The organism is Acinetobacter sp. ANC 4178 (genome assembly GCF_004331175.1).
Lineage (GTDB): Bacteria > Pseudomonadota > Gammaproteobacteria > Pseudomonadales > Moraxellaceae > Acinetobacter.
This window is the reverse complement of sequence record NZ_SJOD01000005.1, coordinates 192,159-216,735: the sequence shown is the minus strand read 5'-3', so window position 1 is coordinate 216,735 and position 24,577 is coordinate 192,159. Positions and strand designations below refer to the sequence as shown.

Sequence of the window (24,577 nt, the reverse complement as noted above, 5' to 3'; positions counted from 1 at the left end):
GAAAATATATGGCCGTGATTTATGAAATTCGCCAGCCTTCGATTTAGAGTTTTGCTCGATGAGAAAGCAGAGCTTATTTTCAATTTTTAAAAAATCTGCTGAATGTAAGATTGCTCATTCAGCAGATTGATATTTTTATTGGGTAGACTTCTGAGCTCAAGTCAAAACAACGCAATAAAGTTGAGATTAGACTCTTACTCTACACGTAACCAAGTCTGGCTACGTCCTACAGCAGAAACCCCGAAATAGCCACGTAAAAACAGTTTTTTACTATTCGCGCTGATCTTACCTTTTAAGCTATACATCTTTCCAGAAACAGGATCAAGGATTTTACCGCTGCTGTAATTAATTTCATCTGTAGTTTTTAAACCCGAGATGACTTGCATACCCACAATAGGCTTATTTGTAAAAGGGGGTGGGCAATGAGTACAAAATTCTTTTGGCGTATAACCTGGACGAGGTGTCAGTTTGAGAACAGTACCTACATAAGTGTTATTTGATTGCTTTTCAATTTTCACCAAACCTTTAGGTTCGCCAGTTTTATCATCAATATAACGCCAAGTTCCTGTAATGTCCTGAGCATAAGTAGATGTAGTGACTAAAGCGAACAAAATTGCCCCGAGTATCGTTTTCATAAAATCCTTGAATACAATGTAAAATAATGACGAATGAATAGCCGACCCAAGCTAAGACGTTGATTATATAGTTCATTAGAAAAATGATGATGTACATAAAATGCCAAAAAAATAGCTGAAATAAGTATTTTTATATCAGTTGTCGCCAATGATTTATTGGTGTGAGATTAAAAATTACTTTTTTGGGGGAATAATAAGATTTAGATGAAATATAGAGTCAGGAAAAGTTGATAGTTGTGGTTCGGGCAAAAACAATTTTGCTTAATTTTGAGCTGTATTGGATACTTTATGAATCCAATATTAGTATAAGTATTTGGAAGAAGATGGGTGGTGAAATTAAAATGACTTAGGTAAAAGAGGGGGATTCAAGAAAGAAATCATATGAAATAAGACAATGATCTCTTTCTCGATATTTGTAGATTAAACCAGTAGGAAGCGTGAAATCGCAATACGCAACTGTTTTAAATACCCAGTAAAGAAGTGATTGGCACCAGGTAAAACGGTGACCAAATGACGTTGTGGCTTTGCCCAAGCAATCATATCTGAGAGTAAAGTGACTTCGTCTGCTTCACCATGAATAAATAGAATATCACCTTTAAGATCAGGTGTTTGGTAGTGACGAACACCTGCAACAGTTGCAGTTGGCAGACCACACAAAATGGTTTGAATTGATCTGAGTTCACTTGGTAAAGCATCGTAGCATTTTGCCATGACATGTGCGCCAAAGCTAAAGCCGCCTGCATAAAATGGTAAGCCCACATGTTGTAAACGTGCGTGATGAATGACTTTTAATACATCGTCAGTTTCGCCGTGTCCTTCATTATGAACACCTTCACTTTGACCTGAACCACGGAAGCTTGGACGATAAACCACACAGCCATTTTCAACTAAAATTTGAGCCAAAAGTGCTGGAACTTTATGTTGTGGCGTACCGCCTTGCAATGGATGAGGGTGGCAAATTACCGCGAATCCTTTCACTTCGCCTTGTGGGTAATCAACGAAAACTTCAATTTGACCCACTGGACCGGGAATGAAAATTTGCTCGGACATAAGATAAATGGATTAATAGCAGGAGAATCCGCTATTTTACCGATTATGATCAGTAAAAACACAGATTGGAAAAAAAATAAGTCTACTGTTATAGTTTGTTTAATTATTTTTTAATCAAATTGTATATGCTCGCCTTAATTTCTCCTGCTAAGACTTTAGATTATCAATCTGCACTTCCAACTGATCAACACACTTTACCAAGACTGTTAGAGCATTCACAACAACTTATAGACGTAAGTCGTAAACTATCTGCTTCAGAAATCGCCAGTTTAATGAGTGTGAGTGAAAAAATTGCACAATTGAATGTAGCTCGGTTCAGTGACTGGCAACCTGAATTTAATTTTTCCAATGCCCGTCAGGCTATTTTTGCCTTTAAAGGGGATGTCTATACCGGTTTAGATGCTTACGATTTAACTTTGCAAGACGTTGAATTTGCACAAAACCATTTACGCATGTTGTCGGGGCTTTATGGTTTATTGCGTCCCTTGGACTTGATGATGCCATACCGCTTAGAAATGGGCACTAAATTAGCCAATACACGTGGTCATAATTTATATGAGTTTTGGGGGGATCAGATTACGCAATTGGTCAATGCTGATTTAGCACAGGCGAATTCTGACTTATTGGTGAATTTGGCTTCGGATGAATACTATAAGTCCGTAAAACAAAGCAAAGTTCAAGCGGAAATTATTAAACCTGTATTCCTAGATCAGAAAAATGGCAAATACAAAGTCATTAGTTTTTATGCGAAAAAAGCACGTGGCTTAATGGCGCGTTATATCATTCAGAATCAATTGAATCGTGTAGAAGATTTAAAATCATTTAATACTGATGGTTATTATTTTGATGCAGTGAGCTCAATTCAAGGTGAGTTGGTCTTTAAGCGTGATGAACAGGCAGCTTAAAAAGCTGAGGATCACGTTTGCGTGATTATTGCTGGTTTTTTTATAAATTACTGTTGAAAAATAAGCCCCTTTATCTAGGGGCTTTTTAATTTAACCGACCCAACCACTTGGCGTATCTTGAATAAGCGGTTGTGTAGACGGAGGAGGAGGTGTTACTGCCCCTTGGCAGCCAACCAAGTAATATGATGTAAGTAAGACCACTAGAAATGTACGCATAAGCACCTCATTTAAGGAAACAAAAGAGATTTCATCTACCCCCTAGATTGCCTTGTTCGCTAGATGCTTTATATACAGTTGTACCGATTGATGAAGCTGTAAATGCACTGTTAAGTGCATATAAAACTCACGATTCCGTCAGAGAAGATCTGGTGAAACTCATCACTTACCAAGCGTTTGACCACACGTCATGTTGTTGTATGCGAGCAGAATGCAAGTCTACAAAACAGCATACCTCATATGAAGATCTGACTTTTGGGAGTGGTGGAATATCACCAATCAGAATCTTTGAGCAAGATCATACTTTAGAGAAAGATTTGCTCAATGTAAGTAAAGCAAACTTGATTTGGACTAAGTTTTAGTCTGGGGAGACATCAAGTTGTTTAATCTAGGAATTAACTCAGCACGAATCTAATCGTCGAAAGATTAGATTCGAAAAGAATATAGCTGGGTAGATTAATGAATGAAGTATAACATGAAAATTCATGTATTAATCGTTTATTAATAGAGCGCTTTCATATTGTTTTACATATGATGAGCAACACTTTGAAAATGCTGATAAAGAAACTTTAGCGTACTTGATCAGCTAAATGGATTAGATACCTTTAAAGGCTTCAATTGCCCGCTGACGACTAGATTTTAAATCTACAATAGGATGAGGGTAGTCTAGTTTCAAGTTTGGATTTTTCGCAAATGGTTCATGAATGCTCTTGGCATCAAGATGGGCCAATTCAGGAACCCATTTACGAATATAGTCGCCATTGGCATCAAACTTTTGTGATTGGCTAATCGGGTTAAAGATACGAAAATACGGCACAGCATCTGTACCTGTAGATGCACACCATTGCCAACCACCATTATTTGCGGCTAAATCACCATCAATTAAATGTTGCATAAACCATTGCTCACCCAGACGCCAGTCAATCAGTAAGTTTTTACACAGGAACATTGCTGTGATCATACGGACACGATTGTGCATCCAGCCCGTAGCAAGCAGCTGTCGCATTCCTGCATCGACAATCGGGATACCAGTACGCCCTTGCTGCCATGCAGCTAAATCTTCAGGTGCATCGCGCCATTGAATATATTGTGTACTTACTTTGAAAGGTTGGTGCTTAGAGACTTGTGGAAAGTCATACAGAATATGCTGATAAAACTCACGCCAAAGCAGTTCATCTAACCATGTTTGCTGTCCTAAATTTTCAGGGAGAAAATGTCCGTGTTGCTTACGAAATAAAGCTTGAATGCATTGGCGAATGGAAAGCAAACCAATATTCAGATAAGGAGAGAGCTGACTGGTGCCTCGTAAATTTGGAAAGTCTCTTTCATTATGATAGTGACTAACTTGGTTTTCGATAAAATCGTCTAAGTGTTGTAAGGCATACTCCTCACCAACAGGCCATTGAGTGTCAAAATCAGACTTAAGGGTTTGGCAGCCTAATTCCGCAAGTGTAGGAATATTGCTGTCCACCACGAGATTGATAGGAGCCTGTGCCGTAGGTGTCGGGTAACATTGCGGCAGACTTAGACTGAATTGTTCATAACAATATTTTTTAAATGCACCAAAGACTTGATAGGGGTGCTGTGATTTATTTCGAATGGAACCAATTGGGAAAAGGGTACGATCTTGATACAGCTCTAATGATTTCTTATGTTGTTGGAGTAGATTTTGAGCTGCGCGATCACGCTTTAATTCATTCACACCCAACTCGATATTGGCGTGAATCGTTTGCGCTGCATATGCTGTACTTAAATCCAGTAAGGTTTGCGGAATATCTTTCCATAAGGCCACTTGGTGAATAAGCAGTGGAATATTCAGTTGATGGAGTTGTTGTTTGAGCGCGTGTAATTGGCGTAGATAAAAATCTATTTTTACAGAAGCATCATGGTGAATTGCCCATTGTTCGGGAGACAAGATGACCACCGCAATACAGGAGTCGGTTTGCGTGGCATACCAAAGTGCAGCATGGTCTTGTATACGTAAATCTTGTCGGAACCAAATCAATTGCATGAGCTTAGTGCTTGAATAAACAACTTATCTTGATTCTAAAACGATTTGCTAAAATTCAGTAGAACTAGATGTATAAAAATAAAACACTAGGCATAAAAAAAGGGCAAAGTTAAATTTGCCCTTTTCCGATCGGTCGATCTTAGTGGTGATGACCACCCGCACCGTGTACGTGACCGTGATCTAATTCTTCTTGAGAAGCTTCACGGATTTCTACGATTTCAACTGCGAAAGTTAAGTCTTGACCAGCAAGTGGGAAGTTTGCATCAACAATTACGTTGTCGCCTTCAACTGCTTTAACAGTAACGATTTGAACGCCGTCATCAGTTTGAGCTTGGAATTGCATACCCGCTTGAATGTTGTCAACGCCTTGGAACATTTGCGCTGGAACTTCTTGTACTAGGTCTGGGTTGTATTCGCCATAGCCTTCAGCAGCAGGAACGTTAACAGTGAATTTTTCGCCTACTGTTTTGCCTTCAAGTGCTTTTTCTAAACCTGGGATAATGTTGCCCGCACCGTGCAAATATGCAAGTGGTTCACCTTGAGATTGGTCGAGAGTTTCACCCTCTGCGTTAGTCAATGTGTAGTGGAAAGAAACCACGTGGTTATTTGCAATAGCAGTCATGTTATTGATCCATTCAATTTTTAAGGGTATATCATAAAGTGAAAAGCAGAATTTGTTGACTGTATTTCATCAAAATTCTGCAATTTGTACTTTTTTACGACATTTTTTAGTTAATAAGGGCAATTAAAAAAATTTCAATGCGATTTAATATTAGGTGCCAGTTTTTTGTTCATTGCATCTTTTGCCATAAAATAAGCGGTGCGGGTATATCCATGTATGGTTGCTTGATGCATACGATACAAAGAGATATAGAGTGATTTTGCCACCCAACCTTGCACATTCACTTGCCCGAGCAATTCTCCTACAGCTTTATGATGACTTAATGACACCAATGAGCCTTTATCGGCAAATTTGAACATCGGCTGTGCCTTATTTTTAATGCGTGCAGACATTGCACTGACCAAGAAATGCGCTTGTTGACTGGCGACTTGTGCACGAGGTCCAAGTACAGGTTCATCGGCAATGGGTTGGCAATGTGCGCAATCACCAAAGGCAAAAATATTTGGGTCAGTTTTTGTTTGTAGGGTCGCGTAGACTTTTAAGCGATTCAAATGATCTTTTTCAAATTCCGTCAGTTGTTGAAATACTTTCGGCGCTTGAATCCCTGCACACCAAACGCTTAGGTCTGTGGGAATACTGGCACCATGTGTGAAATAAATCTGTTTTTCATCAATTTTACTGACTCGTTTATGGGTCAAAACTTGAATGTTGGCATGATGGAGTTCACCTAAAGTATGTTGCGATATTTTCTCAGACAGTGCTGGTAAAATTCGGTCAGCGGCTTCAATGAGTGAGATCTTTACACGTTTAGGATCGATTTTATTGAGCCCATATTGATGAAAGCTTTGTGTACTTTGTACCAGTTCTGCCGCCAATTCTACGCCAGTTGCACCCGCGCCAATAACGGCAATATTCAAATCCGTAGGCGAAGATTGGGTTTGCGCGGCCACATATAGGTGCAAAAGTTGTTGCTGAAATTGTTCTGCTTGCACACGATTGTCTAGAAAATGGCAATGTTCACCTACGCCTTCAGTATTGAAATCATTTGAGGTTGAACCAATAGCAAAAATAAGGGTGTCATAGCTAAGGGAATAGTGACGTTGATCTTCATTCACCACAGAAAATGGCTGTTCTAATAAAATGCTTTTTTTGCTTCGATCTAAATCAGTAAACCGGCCTAGAACAAACTCATAATCATGTTGTGCTGCATGAGCATAATAATTCAGTTCTTCGGTGTGGGCATTCAATGCACCAACTGCAATTTCATGTAAAAGCGGTTTCCAGATATGCGTTAGGTTTTGGTCAACCAAAGTAATTTTAGCTTTTGTATGTTTGCCGAAATGTTCTCCCAATAATGTGGCAAGTTCTAATCCTCCAGCGCCACCACCCACAATGACTATTTTATGTAGTTCGTTCATTTTGACGGGCCTATTTTATTATTAAAAAAAAAGAAGATGGCTTAACATGCCATCTTCTTTTATCTGATGTGTTGGAATTTTTTTACAAGTTACAACAACTTACATAAACCAGACTAAAGCATTCAACTTTAATGAAGCGGATAAATTTTCACTTTAAAATCATCTGAACCAAAAAAGGGAAGAATGTGTTTGATCCAGAGCAGAAAGCGTTCAAATACATTGGCTTCTTCAATTTGAACATCGTCTTCAATTGCAATCGTACGGATGAGTTGATTGTTCTGATAAACATGTACAGTTGCCAATTGCATGACTTTCGCCAACGGAGCAGTTAAAGCATGCTCATTCATTTCAATATTTAAATGTGTTTTTGTTTCTGCCAAAGGATCAACGGGGTGTAAGCTGCCATCACCTGTATTGAGCATAATACGCTGATTAATCTTGTCGTAAGTGCTTAAGTCAATTGCATAAGGTTGGTCGTACAAGGATGTTGTAATGAGTTCAGGTGCTTGTGTTTGGACTTTAAACATTTTTAGGGTGGATTTCACCACAGGCAATTCTGCAATGAGTTGCTTGTCTTTAATAGCAATTTCATTACGGGTGTAGGTATAGGCCAAATTCATCAGGTCATAAGCCACTTCAGCACGTTTTGCAGCACTTTTGGTGCCCATAACCACAACCACTAGACGACGATTGGGTGCGTCAGGATTCATGCTTGGGCGGTTCGCCGTTAAGGCAAGGTTATAGCCTGCAGCTTTGGTGTAGCCAGTTTTTAAACCATCAACGGTAGGATCCATTTTCAGGACTAAATTGGTCGCATGGTGATAGCGTTGATTATAGCTAAAGCTTTGTTGCTTGGAATAATAAAAATAGTCTGGCGTTTGCTTACTAATTGCTTGTCCCAATTGTGCTAAGTCATTTGCAGAGGAATAATGCTCAGGCATGGTAATGCCTGCTGGGTTTTGAAAGTGCGTGTCTTTCATACCGAGTGCTTTTGCTTCCTGATTCATGCGCTCTACAAACTTTGGAATACTGCCTGAAATGCGCTCAGCAAGGGTTACGGCAGCATCATTTGCAGACATGACCACTAAGCCTGCCAAAAGTTGATCTACCGAAATTTTCTCGCCTTCTTTTAAGTACATTTGGGATTCATCCCACATGACTGTTTTCACTACGGGCGTTGCAGTGAGTACCTCGTCTTTACGTAAATGACCTGCTTGAATTTCTTTTAACGCAATATAACCAACCATCATTTTGGTTAATGAGGCAGGCGCGCGTTGTGCATGACTATTATGTTCGGCAATGACCTGTCCAGATTGTGTGTCTAAAATCGTCCATGATTCGGCTTGGACACTTTCGGGAACTAAGTTAAGGAGTGTTGCATTTGCGAAAGAAGTGCAGAGCAAAGCAAATAAAGCGACGAGGTAAGTGAAACGTTTCAAAGGTATTCCTATCAAGCTAATCCATCAGCAAGAAACTGACAAAACAAGGGGAATGCTATGCCTTTTTTGAGCAGATGGCTAGTCCGAGTTGCAGACAAATAACACAGTTCTGCATCGACTTTGAAAAAAGTGCTAAGCTAGCTGGCAAGATTATTTATTTTATTTTGAACTGCCTATTATGTTGCATTATCAAATCGAATTTGACGATTATCGTCAGCATCTTGTACATGTCACACTGCGTTTTTTGGCAAACCCAACTCAAGTCCTTTCTCTCCCAACATGGATTCCTGGCAGCTATCTGATTCGTGAATTTTCTAAGCATATTGAATCGGTACGTGCTTATGATGAGTCAGGACGCATTCTGAAAATTCAGAAATTTGAAAAGAATAAATGGCGCCTGTTCAATACGGATCATGAATTTATTACGGTTGAATATGATGTGTATGCCTATGACCTGTCGGTGCGTGGTGCCTACGTCGATCAAAACCGTTTATATGTCAATCCTGCATGTGCCTGTTTAGGTTTGGATGGTCAGGAAGACAAAGAAATTGAAGTTGAACTGTTCCTGCCAGATGAGTTAAAACATTTCCAGTTAGCTACAGGCTTGGCATCTAAAAGTTTGGTCAAAGGCCGCTACACGCTAAAAGCCAAAAATTATGCAGAACTGATTGATGCACCATTTGAGTTGGCAGAGCAAACTCGTTTTAGCTTTAATGCTGAAGGCATCGCACATGAATTTGTGGTTTCAGGGCAACATGCCATGAATGCTGAGCGTATGCAGCAGGACATTGAAAAAATCTGTGCCACTGAAATTAAAATGTTCGGTTCGGCACCGTTTGCCAACTATACCTTTATGACTATGGCCACGGGCAATAGCTATGGTGGGTTAGAACATCCAAATAGCACCAGTTTGATTACGCCGCGTAATGATTTACCAAAAGTTGACGAACCTGTAGAACCGTCTGAAGATTATCAGCGCTTTTTAGGCTTGTGCAGCCATGAATATTTCCACACTTGGTTAGTGAAGTTTATTCGCCCTGAAAATTTGGTCAATTACGATTTAAATAAAGAAAGCTACACCACCTTGCTTTGGGTGTTTGAAGGCTTTACTTCATATTATGATGATTTGATTTTGCTACGCAGTGGCGTGGTATCACAAGAATCTTACTTAAAGTTATTAAAAACTCAGATTGATCGTTACTTGCAGAACCCAGGTCGTCATGTGCAAAGCGTAGCAGAGTCTAGTTTTGATGCGTGGATCAAGTTCTATCGCCAAGATGAAAACTCGAACAACGCAGGCACCAGCTATTACAACAAAGGTTGTTTAGTGGCATTGTGCTTGGACTTAGGTCTGCGTTTACGGGGTTCAAGCTTAGATGCCTTAATGCGCAAATTGTATGAAAATGCGCAAAAGGGTGTACAGGTACACGAACGTACGATTGTTGAACTGTGTAATGAGCTGACAGGTGATAATTGGATTGAGCAGATTAACCATTTAATCAATACAGTTGATGAATTACCGCTCGATCAATTATTCCCAGAATTTGGCTTAAGCTATAGTTTAAAAAATGATAAATCATTGCCATTTGGTATGAAGGTTGTAGACAAGCCAGAAGGTGTGCTGATTCAGCAAACTCGCCGTGATGGTGTCGCTGCAAAAGCAGGACTTTCTGCCAATGATGTCATTCTTGCGATTGATGGTCTAAAAGCCAGTGAAAAGCTCTTGGCGCAATATGCGAAACGTAAAGAGACGTTCACTATCTTTGCTTTCCGTCGTGATGAATTGATGCAATTTGAAGTCCAAGGTAGTGAAACTGGTCTAACCACAGTGGAATTCAAAGTGGAAGATCAGGCAAAAGCAGATGCTTGGTTAAAAGCTTAAGCTGTCGGATTTAAATAGAGTTAAAAAAACGATGCCTTATGGCATCGTTTTTTTATCTTGATGCAGTAAACCTGCTTCGAAGCATCAGTTTCCACGGTAGGTTGAATAACCATAAGGGCTAATCAAGAGTGGAATGTGATAATGCTCAAGTGAACCATCAATCACAAATACTACGGGAACCTCAGGAAAGAACGAACGTTGATTCTTTTGACGGAACCAGTCACCTGTTTTGAAGGTAACTTTATAGATGCCTTTCTGTAAAGCTGTGACCTTGGGATAAAGCTCAGTGATTCGACCCTGTTCGTTGGTCGTGCCTGAATTGATCTCGACCCATTGATTGTTTTGTTGCGTTTCTAGCACAACTTTCACATTCGCAGAGGGTAAGCCATTATCCAAATTGAGTACATGCACACTCAAGGGATTTTGTGCAAAGCAGAAAGTAGAGAAACTGAGTCCAACAAGTGGCAAGAAATATTTAACCATCTGATTGATCCTAAAGCTTAAAAAAGATCGAGTTTAAACAATCAATCAGAAATCAACATTTCATTATGTAACCATAATCCAGCATGACCAAAAGTTGCTAACAATAGTTTTTCAAGAAGCATCTCGCTAAAGCTGTTCTTTTTGAGCAGGAACCAACATGCGCGATACACCTCTGAACTCTGCAATAGTTTCGTGCTTTTGGTTCACTACTTGAATGTCGTAAAATTCGGAACGACCTGCTTGAGAGCGTAACTCCGCAGTTGCAGTGAGGACATCACCTATTCGTCCAGGTTTAATGTAGCTGATATTGCAGTGCTGTCCTACGGCAGGGTAATCGCCTGTATTACAAGCAATGGCAAAAGCACCATCGGCTAACGTGAAGATAATTCCGCCATGACAAGTGCCGTGACCTTGGGTATGTCGTTTTTCGACCAAAAGTTCTACTTTGGCATAGCAGTCTTTGTAGTCGACCAAGCGGGCCCCCATGTCTTGCATGACCTGATCATTGTTAAATAATGTATGTCCTTTTGCGATGTCCATGCCTTGTCCTTTTTTTGATACAGTATTAATAAATATTTATTAAATTTGAATCATAATTAGCATTATCATTGAGCTTGATCAAGTTGTTTTCATAAAAATGAGAAATTTGAAAGTTCAACAAATATTCAAGACTCAGCAGGAAATAGATCATCATTTAAGATGAATTCGCTATAGCATCGCCATATCTTGGATTGCATATGAACATTAGCGATTTGAAAGAATAACGATCAGAATAAAGAGTGCAGGAGATATTTTGTTCTCTATGTAAATGATTGACTTTAAAAAACGTTTAAAAAAACCACATAAGCTGTTGGGTATTTTCTGACGAAATGTCGTTATCACAAGATATATCGTTGACTGATAAGCGTTGAGGGACGATACTCTCAGGGTTTATTCAAGCAATCGGTTCGTAGGACTGGGCCAAAAGTCTGGTTCTCAAAACTCAATTTAACACAAGGGGCTATATATGGCTGGTGGAAAGTCAAACATCATTTACACACTGACTGATGAGGCGCCATTGTTGGCGACTTATTCGCTACTGCCGATCATTGAGACCTTTACTAAATCTGCTGGTGTAGAGATCGTTAAAACGGATATCTCTGTTGCCGCACGTGTTCTTGCAGAATTCTCTGAATGCCTAAAAGAAGAGCAAAAAGTGCCAGACAATCTTGCAGAACTAGGTCGTCTTACACAAGATCCTGACACAAACATCATCAAACTTCCAAATATCAGTGCATCTGTTGCTCAGTTAATAGCATGTATCAAAGAGCTTCAATCAAAAGGCTATGCGATTCCTGACTATCCTGAAAACCCAACCACTGAAGATGAGAAAGCGATTAAAGCACGTTATGGTAAGTGCTTAGGTTCAGCTGTAAACCCTGTCTTACGTGAAGGTAACTCTGACCGTCGTGCACCTGCTGCAGTAAAGAACTATGCTAAAAAACACCCGCATTCTATGAGCGAGTGGAAGCAATGGTCACAAACTCACGTTTCACACATGGAAGAAGGTGACTTCTATCATGGTGAAAAATCGATGACACTTGATCGTGCGCGTAACGTGAAAATGGAATTGATCACCAAGTCTGGTGAAACCATCGTACTTAAGCCAAAAGTTGCGCTTCAAGATGGCGAAATCATCGACTCTATGTTCATGAGCAAGAAAGCGCTTTGCGATTTCTATGAAAAAGAACTAGATGATTGTAAAGAAGCTGGCATTTTGTTCTCTTTGCACGTGAAAGCAACCATGATGAAAGTTTCACACCCGATCGTTTTCGGTCACTGTGTGAAAATTTACTACAAAGATGCTTTTGAAAAACACGGTAAATTGTTCGATGAGTTGGGTATTAACGTAAACAACGGTATGGCTGGTCTTTACGAGAAGATTGCAACTTTACCGACATCTTTACGTGAAGAAATCATTGAAGATTTACACGCTTGCCAAGAACACCGTCCTGCACTTGCAATGGTTGATTCTGCGAAAGGCATCACAAACTTCCATTCACCAAACGACGTGATTGTAGATGCTTCTATGCCTGCAATGATTCGTGGTGGCGGTAAAATGTGGGGCGCTGACGGCAAACCTTATGACTGTAAAGCAGTAATGCCTGAGTCAACTTTTGCACGTATCTACCAAGAAATGATTAATTTCTGTAAATGGAATGGTAACTTTGACCCACGTACGATGGGTACTGTACCTAACGTTGGTTTGATGGCGCAAAAAGCTGAAGAATACGGTTCACACGACAAAACTTTCGAGATTTCTGAAGCCGGTGTTGCAAACATCACTGACTTAGAAACTGGTGAAGTGTTGATGTCACAGAACGTAGAAGAAGGTGATATCTGGCGTATGTGTCAGGTGAAAGACGCACCGATTCGTGACTGGGTAAAACTTGCAGTAAACCGTGCACGTAACTCAGGCATGCCTGCGATCTTCTGGCTTGACCCGTATCGTCCACACGAAAATGAATTGATCAAGAAAGTACAAAAGTACTTGAAAGATTATGACACTGCTGGTTTAGACATTCAGATCATGTCTCAAGTACGTGCAATGCGTTATACACTTGAACGTGTAGCGCGTGGCCTAGATACGATTTCTGTAACAGGTAACATTCTACGTGACTACTTAACTGACTTGTTCCCAATTATGGAATTGGGTACTTCAGCGAAAATGTTGTCTATTGTTCCGTTAATGGCGGGCGGTGGTATGTACGAAACTGGTGCGGGTGGTTCAGCGCCTAAACACGTACAACAACTTGTAGAAGAAAACCACTTACGTTGGGATTCTTTAGGTGAGTTCTTGGCACTTGCTGTCTCGCTTGAAGAGTTAGGCATTAAAGAAGATAACGCTCAGGCTAAACTTCTTGCGAAAACTCTAGACCAAGCAACGGGTCAGTTACTGGACAATGATAAGTCTCCATCACGCCGTACAGGTGAGTTGGACAACCGTGGTAGCCATTTCTACTTAGCGAAGTTCTGGGCTGAAGCTTTGGCTGCTCAGGATGAAGATGCTGAGTTGAAAGCAAAGTTTGCACCACTTGCGAAAACACTTGCTGAAAACGAAGACAAAATCATTGCGGAGCTTTCTGCTGTTCAAGGTAAAGCTGCGGACATCGGTGGTTACTATGCTGTAGATACAGCGAAAGTAAGTGCTGTAATGCGTCCAAGCGAAACTTTAAACGCAGCGCTTGCAGCAGTTTAAGTTGAGCAAAATCGGCTGTTAGTCGATGATGTGAAAAAAGCCGATGCGAATGCATCGGCTTTTTTATTTGCTTATATTCAATATCCTAAAAATTGAACTTTTGTCTTATTATTTAACGTGTTGTAGTCCAATTATTGGATATTAGATTATGTATTTAACCTTCGGTACGAGCTACTTTTGTTTAGGCAAAAGTAGCCAAAACCATCGTCATCTACTGAACTCGTTAAATTACATTTTTGATCGATACTTCGCAGAAACAATCAATATTGTATGCAGCCTGCCTCGAACAGCAGTAGATGACATTGTCGTGTATCGGAATATTTTGTGAAATTTAAGAAAATGAATAAGAAAAGCTTGATCTTTGGGGTAGTCATTACTGCTATTTAGTTTTTAATCTGAGAGTTGCTCATCCTAAATATCAACAAGAATTGATTGAACTCGCAAATTTAAAAGAATCTTCATCTGAAGACTTAAGGATAGAGCTTACACATTTTCAAATAGATGAGTTGAATCAAAGAAAAGAATTAGCAGATATTTTAGATTTTTCTTATGCATGTAAAAATAGTCGTCTAGTTAAAGACAAATTGATTATGGAATTGTATGAGCTACATTATCCTTCTTTTGGACTAAATTTATTTTTAGAGAAAAGCGGCTTGTCGAATGATTAAAATTTAATGAGCACAAAATACTATTTTAATATTCATTTATAAAAAAGCCCACTTTCGTGGGCTTTAAAACAATCAGATCTTAACGACCACTACGTCCGCGACCACGTGGAGCTTTCGTATTTGGGCGAGTAGTACCATTGGTTTTACGTTTTGGCTTTTCGCTTTCGTCCATTTGCCAAATACGCTTTGTACCTGACTTTTTCACAGAACCATCTTTGTTCTTACGAACCATAGGTTTACCGCCTGTACCACCCGGTTTTTTCACATAAGAGCGTGAACGGTAAGGTTCTTCAGCAGGAATATTTTGAAAGTCAGGGTATAAAAGTGGCTCAATTTCTTTGGTCTCGCCAGGTTGTAAGCCCATTTGAACCAAATCAATTGCACCAATTTTGGTACGGATTAAACGTAAAGTCGGGAAGCCTACAGCAGCAGTCATACGACGGACTTGACGGTTACGGCCTTCGCAAATTGAAATTTCGACCCAAGATGTCGGCACAGATGCACGGAAACGTACAGGAGGATCACGATCCCATAACCACTCAGGTTGTTCAACCTTAGATGCTTGGGCAGGTAAAGTCATGCCATCTTTTAATTCAACACCTTTGCGAAGTTGCTCTAAGGCTTCTTCGGTTACATCGCCATCAAGCTGTACTAAATAAGTTTTGTACTTTTTGTTTGCAGGGTTGGTAATGTATTGATTTAAACCACCGTGGTCAGTTAAAAAAACTAAGCCTTCAGAGTCCATATCAAGACGACCAGCCAAACGCAAAGTCGAATCGTCTATAAAATCAGACATCGTCATGTGTGCTTCGTCTTTACGAAACTGCGAGAGCACATCATAAGGCTTGTTAAGAATGACTATTTTCACTTTAACCTACTAGAAAATTTTAAAAATTTGTTTGGACTTTTTGGAATTACCCGTTTGGTTACCCGTATAAGTGGGAGTAGGTCGGGAAGGGTAAAGAAAAAGCCCACTATATTGGCGCTACTATATCAGATTTCGGCTTGCGCTCCTCAATTTTATTCTTTACATAGGATGCACAGCCATTTTCGCTTCGAACCCTGTAAGTATTCGTTGAATCTCTGAACTTCATGTGTCTAGTCAAGTTGTGCACATTGTTCATCCATTTTTTGTTAATGCTTTAATGCAATTGTTGTTGAAGAAGTTCCATAACTATACGGACTTCTTCTTTAGACATAAGATATTAATTGATCATTATCTTTAACCATATCTCCTTGATTTATTTCGTTATTATCAGGGTTCCAATCTTTCGGTCGAATTCATTTCATGTCGGACGCGACTAATCTGGTCATAGATGACTTTGCGCATTCGGTTTACGGCTCCAAGTGGCTTGTGTTCAGCTAACGCATGCCATGGGGTAAAAGAGAGATTTTCACAAAATTTATTTTGCTCTGGGGTATCAAAAACTTGTTGGGGAATACGAATCGTTGCCACCTTGTAGAAAGGGGCTTGGTCTTCTTTCCATTCCGTCATAGAGTCTTCCACAGACATTGAGCTTAATGTCCGAGGTTGTACTAAAAACTCCATACACGCATCACCTTTTTGCAAGCTGGTACGGAGTGCATCTCTTAAGAAATCTTTCTGTGGCGTAGCTGGAATAGGGCTGACAATGGCCGAGCAAGCTCGGACAGAATATTTTACCGCTTGACGATGAGCACCTAATCCCAATTGATAGGGCACCATAGACCAGTATCTAGTTTGCAATGGGTTTGAAATTTTATTTCTCGTGTTAAAGGCGATCCAAGTTCCTTTCATTCCTAATGCAAAAGGGATATGCAGTTTTTTAAGAAATTTGTCACTATTGATATCTTGCATGAATGTTAGATAACGAGCGGGGTCATTGGCAAAAAAGACAGGATGATTGATCATGATGAAATCTTGGGTGGAAGTGGATTCATCGGAAAGATTTTTCCCTGATACCCCTAAAAGTTTGATGGCCATACCACGTGCATCTTTTTTAATATCCGCTTGTTTTGCATTACTTGATCCATTGGAAAAACGAATCCATGCTTGATAGGTTTTGCCCGGAATAAAAACACCATGAATCAGGTTTTGAGGTAATGTTTCATTTATTTTGAATTCTGCACGTACACAACCATGTGCTTTAGGATGTGCATCACGCAGTGCGATATCTGAGACATATTGTTTTCGGATGGACATTTCAATGATGTCTGCAATTTCTTTAGCCGTGGCGGCTTCATTTGGATAAAGGCTTTCACTCAGACCATGATCTACATTTGGATAAACAAGTGCTTTATGGGTATTTATTGCTACAGGTGACGTATTCGCATGTACGGCAGTAGCAATACCTGTGAGCAATATGGTGTGAAAAATTAAACCTAAGCGCATAGGTCTTTTGAAGTTAGGCATTGATTGTCTCCTTGCTTTAAAGCTGGATTTTTTTTAATTTTTAGCCTGATGATGTGAAATTATTTACACTCCTTAAATATATAGAATAATTACAATATCTGCGGCTTTTTTATTGGATCTCGATTAAAAATCTTGATGGTGGCTTGGAAGCATGTAGTCCATTTTAGGGAGAGGGAAGGACATCTTTTGCAGAATCGCTTTAAATACATGCTGAGCAGTTTATTTCTTTGATTTAATTTTTTCTTGAACAGCGTCTAAACCTGAGCAAATTGGGCTTTATCTTCGAATATATGGGTATCTGGAAAAGATACTGCTGGATATTTACCCAAGCCGAAAGTGCCTTCGTAGAAGTCTAAAAGAATGTAATGCTTCACTATGGATTGAGATGTATTTAAAAAATTATAATGAATTTATGTCGATTTATTGAATCAGGGTGATTGGCAGAGAATGAAAATTTTCATAAAAAATGACTTCTATATCTCCGATAATGCGTGAAAACAATACGTTCTATTTAAGCGAGAAATCTAGCCATTTCCCATATAAATCTCAAAAAGGATGTAATTCGATTAAGCTATTAGGCGATAAGAAATGCTGTAAATATCTATCGGCAATTATGTTTAAATCGCTAGAAATTATAATAAAAGAGAGAAGTTAGGCAATGAGTTATAAAAAGATTGTTGTTCCTGCGGATGGCAGCAAAATTACTGTAAATGCAGATTTGTCATTAAATGTTCCGAATCAACCCATTATTCCATTTATTGAAGGTGATGGCATTGGTGTAGATATTACCCCGACGATGCGCGCTGTGGTCAATGCAGCCGTTCAGAAAGCTTATGGTGGTAAACGTTCTATCGAGTGGATGGAAGTCTATTGTGGAGAGAAAGCCAATAAAATTTATGGCACTTATATGCCTGAAGAAACCTTCGATGTTTTACGTGAATTTGTGGTTTCAATAAAAGGCCCACTAACGACGCCTGTTGGTGGTGGTATTCGGTCTTTGAATGTTGCTTTACGTCAAGAATTAGACCTCTATGTTTGTGTGCGTCCTGTACGTTGGTTTGAAGGCGTACCATCACCCGTGCAACATCCTGAACTGACCGATATGGTGATTTTCCGTGAAAACTCTGAAGATATTTATGCAGGGATTGAATGGCAGGCAGATTCGCCAGAAGCGAAGAAAGTGATTAAATTTTTAAAAGAAGAAATGGGCGTTACAAAAATTCGCTTTGAAGATCATTGTGGTATTGGCATTAAACCTGTGTCAAAAGAAGGCACACAGCGCTTGGTACGTAAGGCAATTCAGTTTGCAATTGATAATGATAAACCTTCTGTGACCTTGGTTCACAAAGGTAATATTATGAAATATACCGAAGGTGCATTTAAAGAATGGGGCTATGAGCTTGCTGTGGAGCGATTTGCGGCTGAACTGATCGATGGTGGTCCTTGGGTTAAAATTAAAAATCCTAAAACGGGTAAAGATATTATTATAAAAGATGTGATTGCCGATGCCTTCTTACAGCAAATTTTAATGCGTCCTGCCGACTATTCTGTGATTGCGACTTTAAACTTGAATGGTGACTATATTTCAGATGCACTTGCAGCAGAGGTTGGCGGTATTGGCATTGCCCCCGGTGCAAATATTGGGGGTGCAATTTCCATGTATGAAGCAACACATGGTACTGCGCCAAAATATGCAGGTCTAGACAAAGTAAATCCGGGTTCGATTATTCTTTCAGCAGAAATGATGTTACGAGATATGGGGTGGATTGAAGCTGCTGACTTGATTATTCAGGGTGTGTCAGGTGCAATTGCAAACAAAACGGTTACCTACGACTTTGAGCGCTTAATGCCGAATGCGAAGTTGTTAAGCTGTTCTGAGTTTGGACAAGCGATTATTGGAAACATGCAAGATTAACTTTTTAAAGTGCTCAAAAAGAAAGGTCGGTAAAAGGCCGACTTTTTTGTGATGTTAGGTTTTTGAGCTTAAGTCGAAACTTGGCTTTACTCAAAAAAATATATTGGTTCAAATGAGCGTTATGCTTTTAATCTGAAGTGTGACAACGATGCCTTAATCAGCAAAACATAGTTTGGATCGCTGATGTAAAGTTATAAAAATGAATAGGTAAAGTTGTAAGTCATTTATGAAAAAAAAGGCACTTTTTAACAAATATTTTAAATATATCTTTAACCAAAGTATTGTAAATGGTTCTCAGTTTTGGCAATATTAGCACAAGATTTAAAGCTGATAGTTCCCTGACTTGTTTTAAATTTTTTAAAGCCTACTTAATTCATTTGTAGGCTTTTTTTTTGCTTAAAATTATATTTCATGAGTTGAAACTGTAGTTTTATCTCGTCATGAAGTTGCTTTACTTTCAGTTTTGAAACTGTAGTTATCTTGCGCGATAACCAAATCGCCATAGGGAATTGTGTGACTCACAGTTAGAATGGCGTCAATTGAAAAGACTTAAATCATAAGAATGAAACCTCAATATCAAAGTATTAAAAATTTAGCGATATTACTACCTCTGAGTTGGGTGTTGCTGGCATGTAAACCTCCTGTTTCAGGTGAGTCTACAGGGTGGAAATATCCTGTTTTACAGTTTCAATTGGCTCGTCAAAATCTCTCGACACAATTACCTATGCCTGTTAAAGGCGTTACCTCAAAGCAAATTAATGATACATGGGGTGCTGCAAGAGGTCAGAATCGTAAACATGAAGGCATTGATATTTTTGCTAAACGAGGCACAGAGGTACTGAGTACAACGCAAGGGATCGTTGCAAAAGTTGGTTTAGACAGCTTAGGTGGCAAAGTGGTGTGGGTAATTGGACCAGATTTAAGTCGACATTATTATGCACATTTAGAGGCTTATGCACCGCATATAGGCGAGGGAGATTGGGTGGAGCAAGGGGCAGTGCTGGGTTATGTAGGCAATACTGGCAATGCCAAAAATACACCGCCACATTTACATTATGGTATTTATTTTACTGGGCAAGGGGCTGTGAATCCTTATCCATTTTTAAGCCATAAGGGCTCATAAGGGGATAATCTGCCAAGCTTGGTTAGACACATCAAAAAATGTTCAAATTGCTGCACCAGAAAGATAAAAAGTCTCATGGTGAATATCAGCATGATTAGTCGGTCATTGGTTTACTGTTTTGGCTAGTTTTTGCATGCGGGCGAGTAAACCAAAACAGTTGCAAAGTGCCAAATAAGAGTACCGCAGAGGCTATGCTAAATTGCTGATGGTAGGGCACTCCAAAATGCTGCAAAGTACTAAAGCTAATCCCACCGAGCAGTTGAATGGTGGCAAAACTGAGCGTTGCCATACTCCATAATTTTTTATATGCCAAACTGTACAGTTGCAAAATGGTATAGGAGGTTAGGAAAACCACGGCAGGGTTCAGCAAACCTGTAAGGAATGAAGATACAAACGTAAAAATAGGTGAAAAACTCAGTACTGCAATTAACACAGCAAAGATATAGATGCTATATAACACTTTCAGTGCGGCAAAATTACCGAGCTTTCGGGCTAAGACATAAGCGCTATACGCCCCCAAAGCACTGCCTAAGCCATATAGAATCCAATTGAAATTAATCCAGAATAAATTCAGGGCCAATACATGGCTCAAGTAGTCAATCCAGAATAAAGAATGTGGAATATAGGCAAAGGCACTACAGGCATATGCGATCAACAAGCTGTAGTAAATGAAACTGACTTGATCTGCTTGAGATTGTGTTGCTGGAATGGCTTGTAGTTGAGCTTGAAATGGACTAACAAGCAGCCAGAGCAACGCACTCATGCCAAAGGCGAAAGCACATAAGATTAACCATGCACTTGAGATTGCAATTTGGTCGAGATAGGGCATAAACAGCGTGGCACATAAAACTCCCAAACCGATACCACTAAAACCAATAAAGTTGATTTTAAAGCGATGCTGTAAATCGCTACATTGCGCGACCACACTTGGAGACAGAATCATCAGTAGGCCGCCACTGATACCTGAAATAAAACGCCATGTTAAATACCAAGTTTCTGAAAAACTGGAAAAAGCACAGGCAAATAGACTGATTGAACCCACAAAAGCGGCGCTAATGATATAGATGGGCATTTTAGGATTTTGTGGGATTTTCATGGCCCAATAAGCGCCAACCAAATAACCCAAAAGGTTGGCACTGCCTAAAATACTGGCAAAGTTATGACTCCATTCATAGGCTTCGCGTGTTGAAGGCAATAAGGCCGTATAGGAAAAGCGCAAAATACCAATGCCTAAGCACATACTTAAACAAAGAAATGCGCTGAGTTTGAGGGTATTTGAGAACGTCCTGTTCATAAAATTTGACTAATTGTTTAAAAAATATACTTGAACTATAAGGTGAAAAATAAAGAAAAACAATCGCTGACGTTTCACCTTTAGTCGAGCATCATTCAAGGTTAGGGAAGATTAAAGTCTTAATTTTGTTGGCATCAACAGCATCACCAATGGTGTAGTAATGACCTCCTGCAACATGGTGCACACTTTTCCACGATGGGTCAGCTTCATGGTAATACCAATGTCCATCACGAAACACGCGATTATCTGCATAGGCTGCAACCACTTTCCCTATAAACAGATCATGCGCTTGCTGATTATGAGGTTCAGGAATTAACTCGCATATCAACCAAGCGGCACAACCTTCCACCACAGGTAAGTTAAAACCCTCAAAGTGAAAAAGTGGAGTATGACAATGCTCAAGTTTAGCTGGATCATCAAACTGGCTGATAGAACCTAAGGCTTGTACCAACTCAATTTGCTTCAAGGTTGGAACTTGTAGCGCAAAATAACCAGAACCTTCAATTAATTTTCGAGTTTTGGTGCTTTTATCCAGTACGACAGATACTTTGGCTGGAACCAACTCTAGAGCACATGCCCATGCAGCAGTCATAACATTGGCTTCTTGCTCATGTTGTGCAGAAACCAATACGGTTGGGCCATGATTGAGTAAACGATACGCCTTTGCCAGTTCGACAGGTTGAATGTGTGGATTTAACAGCTCAGCCATATTTAGATTCAATAACATTATTTTCTCGGACATATCATAACTCTGAATGTTGCAGGAGTAGTCTAAATTTGAACACTTGGTGAGTCTGTACAGGTAAAGCCAAAAGTCGAATTGAATTTTGATTTATAATAGGGATTACATTATTTAGGGAAAAAACATGAATATGCCCTTAATCATCAATGTCATCCTGTTTGTGGCATTGCTGTTCTTATTAAGTCGGACACGTCATACCCATTGGAGCCTTGCCAAAAAGGTGCTTGCTGGTCTTTGCTTGGGGGTAGTGTTCGGTTTACTCTTGCACGTGGTATATGGCACAGGTTCAACGGTGCTGCAAGAGTCGGTGCAATGGTTTAACTTGGTGGGTAAAGGCTATGTCAAACTGCTGCAAATGGTGGTCATGCCGTTGGTCTTCGTTTCCATTTTAGGTGCGGTGATTAAACTGCATGATGCAGGTTCACTTGGCAAAATCAGTTTTATTAGTATCGGTACGCTTTTAGTTACAACAGCGATCGCTGCTATTGTCGGTGTGGTGGTGACAAATGCCTTTGGACTCACTGCGGCAGGTTTGGTGCAAGGTACTCAAGAAACTGAGCGTCTGAATGCGATTCAAACCGACTATGTTGGACAAGTGACAGATTTACAAGTTCCAGATCTATTTTTATCGTTCATTCCGAGTAACCCTTTTGCTGAACTGACTGGCGCGCATCCGACTTCAATTATTAGTGTCGTGATCTTTGCAGTATTCCTTGGTATGGCAGGCTTAAACTTAATCAAGGCGGATGCTGAGAAAGGGCAAAAACTGCTTGCTGCAATTGAAATTATGCAAGCATGGGTGATGAAATTAGTTCGCTTAATTATGACCCTTACGCCGTATGGTGTATTTGCCTTAATGACCAATATTGTGGCGAATTCGAAGTTGGCGGACATTCTGAACTTGGGTGGATTCCTTGTCGCATCTTATATTGGTTTAGGCCTTATGTTTGCCGTGCATGCAATCATTTTGTTGCTGACGGGTGTCAATCCAGTTCAATTCTTTAAAAAGGTTTGGCCTGTATTAACTTTTGCATTTACCAGTCGTTCTAGTGCAGCCAGTATTCCACTAAATATTGAGGCACAAACGCGTAGATTGGGTGTGCCTGAGTCGATTGCCAGCTTCTCAGCCTCTTTTGGGACGACCATTGGTCAAAATGGCTGCGCGGGTTTATATCCTGCCATGTTGGCGGTGATGGTGGCACCAACCGTCGGGATTAACCCTCTAGATCCAATCTGGATTCTGACTTTAGTCTGTGTCGTAACGCTAAGTTCTGTTGGTGTTGCAGGTGTGGGTGGTGGTGCAACCTTCGCTGCTTTAATTGTGTTGCCGATGTTGGGCTTACCCGTGACTTTAGTGGCGCTACTCATTTCGATTGAACCATTAATTGATATGGGACGTACGGCTTTGAATGTGAATGGTTCAATGACTGCGGGTATGGTCACCAGTCAAGTCTTGGGGCAAACCGATCAAACCATTTTTAAACAAGAAAATGTTGATTTAACCGAAAATTAAATTCTTTGTTCAGTTGTAAAATTGAAAGTCAGTATTTTTAAATATTGGCTTTCTTTTTTTGCGCGATGAAAAACTGTACCCATAAATCAAATAAATTTGTATCTGTTATTGTTTGACTGTAACGGCATAATAACCATGAAACAATGGAGAAAAATTATGAAAATGTATCAAGTCGATGCTTTTAGCAATGCATTATTTAAGGGTAATCCTGCGGCAGTGATTGTGACTGAGCAATGGTTAGATGAAGCACTCATGCAAAATATTGCTTTGGAAAATAACCTGTCTGAAACTGCTTTTGTAAAAAAGATTGATGCCGAACATTTTGAAATTCGTTGGTTTACACCTACCGCGGAAGTTGATTTTTGTGGGCATGCAACTTTAGCCAGCAGTTTTGTGTTGTTTAAAGATTATACCCAAGCTCAGATCATTCATTTTCATGTGAAAAAATTGGGTGTTTTTGTTGTGAGTCAGGCGGACGATGGCAAAATTTGTATGAATTTTCCAATCCGCCGTGCAGAAAAAGTAGAAGATTACCCTGAACTTTTAATTCAGGCACTCAGCAAGCCATTTAAAAATGTGTATTTGAATCAACAGGCGTTTATTGTTGAGTATGAAAGTGTGCAAGACGTTTTGGATGAGCAACCAAACTTAGAACTGTTAAAACAATTGGGTGCTTTACGTACCGCTATTACCGCACACAGTTCAAGTGTAGATGTTGCCATTACTGCTTCAAATGCAGAATACGATTGTGTGTCACGTTATTTTGCCCCTGCAATAGGCATCGATGAAGATCCAGTCACAGGTTCTATTCACACTGCCATAGCGCCGTTGTGGGCAGAACGATTAAACAAAACGGAGTTGATTGCGTATCAAGCCTCTGTGCGAGGTGGCGAATTGTATTGTAAGGTTTTAGATCAAGACCGTATCGAAATTTCAGGCTATGGCAAACTCTATATGCAAGCAGAATTATTTTTAGATTAAATATATTTGAACAAAGCAACGCTCAAAACTGAGCGTTGCTTTGCAAAACT

General features: G+C 39.8%; 21 protein-coding genes. 8 read left to right on the top strand and 13 right to left on the bottom strand.

From position 1 onward, the window contains the following. Window positions 1-194: 194 nt before the first annotated feature. Entirely contained in the window at window positions 195-635 is a 441-nt protein-coding gene (locus E0H87_RS12020) for a DUF2147 domain-containing protein (protein WP_131323820.1), read from the bottom strand. A gap of 420 nt (window positions 636-1,055) precedes the next feature. Next, complete coding sequence (locus E0H87_RS12015) at window positions 1,056-1,685, bottom strand: alpha/beta hydrolase (protein WP_131323819.1); 630 nt, start codon at window positions 1,683-1,685, stop codon at window positions 1,056-1,058. Window positions 1,686-1,810: 125 nt separating this feature from the next. Between E0H87_RS12015 and yaaA the strand changes: the two genes are divergently transcribed. Continuing rightward, window positions 1,811-2,590 carry a peroxide stress protein YaaA gene (gene yaaA, locus E0H87_RS12010; RefSeq protein ID WP_131323818.1) on the top strand — a complete coding sequence of 260 codons (780 nt, stop codon included), beginning with the start codon at window positions 1,811-1,813 and terminating at the stop codon, window positions 2,588-2,590. 90 nt (window positions 2,591-2,680) lie between these two features. Here the strand turns inward: yaaA and E0H87_RS16260 are convergent, their stop codons facing one another. The 5 genes from E0H87_RS16260 to E0H87_RS11990 form a co-directional block, all read right to left on the bottom strand. Further along, the gene (locus E0H87_RS16260) at window positions 2,681-2,806 is read right to left on the bottom strand and encodes a hypothetical protein (protein WP_264757391.1); all 126 of its coding nucleotides are present in this window, start codon (window positions 2,804-2,806) and stop codon (window positions 2,681-2,683) included. Window positions 2,807-3,401: 595 nt separating this feature from the next. Beyond that, entirely contained in the window at window positions 3,402-4,817 is a 1,416-nt protein-coding gene (locus tag E0H87_RS12005; protein WP_131323817.1) for a cryptochrome/photolyase family protein, read from the bottom strand. A gap of 139 nt (window positions 4,818-4,956) precedes the next feature. Beyond that, a complete protein-coding gene (slyD, locus tag E0H87_RS12000) occupies window positions 4,957-5,439 on the bottom strand; it encodes a peptidylprolyl isomerase (RefSeq protein WP_116761623.1) in 483 nt (160 codons plus the stop codon). Window positions 5,440-5,573: 134 nt separating this feature from the next. Next, window positions 5,574-6,857: an NAD(P)/FAD-dependent oxidoreductase gene (locus E0H87_RS11995; RefSeq protein ID WP_131323816.1), complete on the bottom strand. Its 1,284-nt coding sequence runs from the start codon at window positions 6,855-6,857 to the stop codon at window positions 5,574-5,576. A gap of 128 nt (window positions 6,858-6,985) precedes the next feature. Continuing rightward, on the bottom strand, window positions 6,986-8,296 hold the full coding sequence (locus E0H87_RS11990) for a D-alanyl-D-alanine carboxypeptidase PBP6B (protein ID WP_131323815.1): 1,311 nt from the start codon (window positions 8,294-8,296) through the stop codon (window positions 6,986-6,988). A 178-nt stretch (window positions 8,297-8,474) separates the two neighbouring features. On the opposite strand from E0H87_RS11990, the gene E0H87_RS11985 reads away from it, so the two are divergent. After that, entirely contained in the window at window positions 8,475-10,178 is a 1,704-nt protein-coding gene (locus E0H87_RS11985) for a M61 family metallopeptidase (protein ID WP_131323814.1), read from the top strand. An 84-nt stretch (window positions 10,179-10,262) separates the two neighbouring features. On the opposite strand, the gene uraH is transcribed toward E0H87_RS11985, so the two are convergent. Then, window positions 10,263-10,661, bottom strand: a complete 399-nt coding sequence (gene uraH / locus E0H87_RS11980; protein ID WP_131323813.1) for a hydroxyisourate hydrolase — start codon at window positions 10,659-10,661, stop codon at window positions 10,263-10,265. A gap of 126 nt (window positions 10,662-10,787) precedes the next feature. Next, window positions 10,788-11,201: a hydroxyphenylacetyl-CoA thioesterase PaaI gene (gene paaI / locus E0H87_RS11975; RefSeq protein WP_131323812.1), complete on the bottom strand. Its 414-nt coding sequence runs from the start codon at window positions 11,199-11,201 to the stop codon at window positions 10,788-10,790. 466 nt (window positions 11,202-11,667) lie between these two features. Between paaI and E0H87_RS11970 the strand changes: the two genes are divergently transcribed. After that, window positions 11,668-13,899: an NADP-dependent isocitrate dehydrogenase gene (locus E0H87_RS11970; protein WP_131323811.1), complete on the top strand. Its 2,232-nt coding sequence runs from the start codon at window positions 11,668-11,670 to the stop codon at window positions 13,897-13,899. A 428-nt stretch (window positions 13,900-14,327) separates the two neighbouring features. Then, a complete protein-coding gene (locus E0H87_RS11965) occupies window positions 14,328-14,567 on the top strand; it encodes a hypothetical protein (RefSeq protein WP_131323810.1) in 240 nt (79 codons plus the stop codon). 79 nt (window positions 14,568-14,646) lie between these two features. On the opposite strand, the gene E0H87_RS11960 is transcribed toward E0H87_RS11965, so the two are convergent. After that, window positions 14,647-15,435, bottom strand: coding sequence for a pseudouridine synthase (locus E0H87_RS11960; protein ID WP_131323809.1), 789 nt, complete (start codon window positions 15,433-15,435; stop codon window positions 14,647-14,649). A gap of 387 nt (window positions 15,436-15,822) precedes the next feature. Beyond that, window positions 15,823-16,959: a catalase family protein gene (locus E0H87_RS11955; RefSeq protein ID WP_131323808.1), complete on the bottom strand. Its 1,137-nt coding sequence runs from the start codon at window positions 16,957-16,959 to the stop codon at window positions 15,823-15,825. A 658-nt stretch (window positions 16,960-17,617) separates the two neighbouring features. Between E0H87_RS11955 and icd the strand changes: the two genes are divergently transcribed. Next, window positions 17,618-18,874 carry an NADP-dependent isocitrate dehydrogenase gene (gene icd, locus E0H87_RS11950; protein ID WP_131323807.1) on the top strand — a complete coding sequence of 419 codons (1,257 nt, stop codon included), beginning with the start codon at window positions 17,618-17,620 and terminating at the stop codon, window positions 18,872-18,874. A 562-nt stretch (window positions 18,875-19,436) separates the two neighbouring features. After that, window positions 19,437-19,997, top strand: a complete 561-nt coding sequence (locus E0H87_RS11945; RefSeq protein WP_131323806.1) for a M23 family metallopeptidase — start codon at window positions 19,437-19,439, stop codon at window positions 19,995-19,997. A gap of 94 nt (window positions 19,998-20,091) precedes the next feature. On the opposite strand, the gene E0H87_RS11940 is transcribed toward E0H87_RS11945, so the two are convergent. Further along, window positions 20,092-21,291: a YbfB/YjiJ family MFS transporter gene (locus E0H87_RS11940; RefSeq protein WP_205677755.1), complete on the bottom strand. Its 1,200-nt coding sequence runs from the start codon at window positions 21,289-21,291 to the stop codon at window positions 20,092-20,094. Between the two features lie 91 nt (window positions 21,292-21,382). Beyond that, complete coding sequence (locus E0H87_RS11935; protein ID WP_131323805.1) at window positions 21,383-22,000, bottom strand: flavin reductase family protein; 618 nt, start codon at window positions 21,998-22,000, stop codon at window positions 21,383-21,385. Between the two features lie 157 nt (window positions 22,001-22,157). Here E0H87_RS11935 and E0H87_RS11930 point away from each other — a divergent pair, with 157 nt between their 5' ends. Continuing rightward, window positions 22,158-23,546, top strand: coding sequence for an L-cystine transporter (locus E0H87_RS11930; RefSeq protein WP_131323804.1), 1,389 nt, complete (start codon window positions 22,158-22,160; stop codon window positions 23,544-23,546). A 156-nt stretch (window positions 23,547-23,702) separates the two neighbouring features. After that, window positions 23,703-24,527: a PhzF family phenazine biosynthesis protein gene (locus E0H87_RS11925; protein ID WP_131323803.1), complete on the top strand. Its 825-nt coding sequence runs from the start codon at window positions 23,703-23,705 to the stop codon at window positions 24,525-24,527. Window positions 24,528-24,577: the final 50 nt, after the last annotated feature.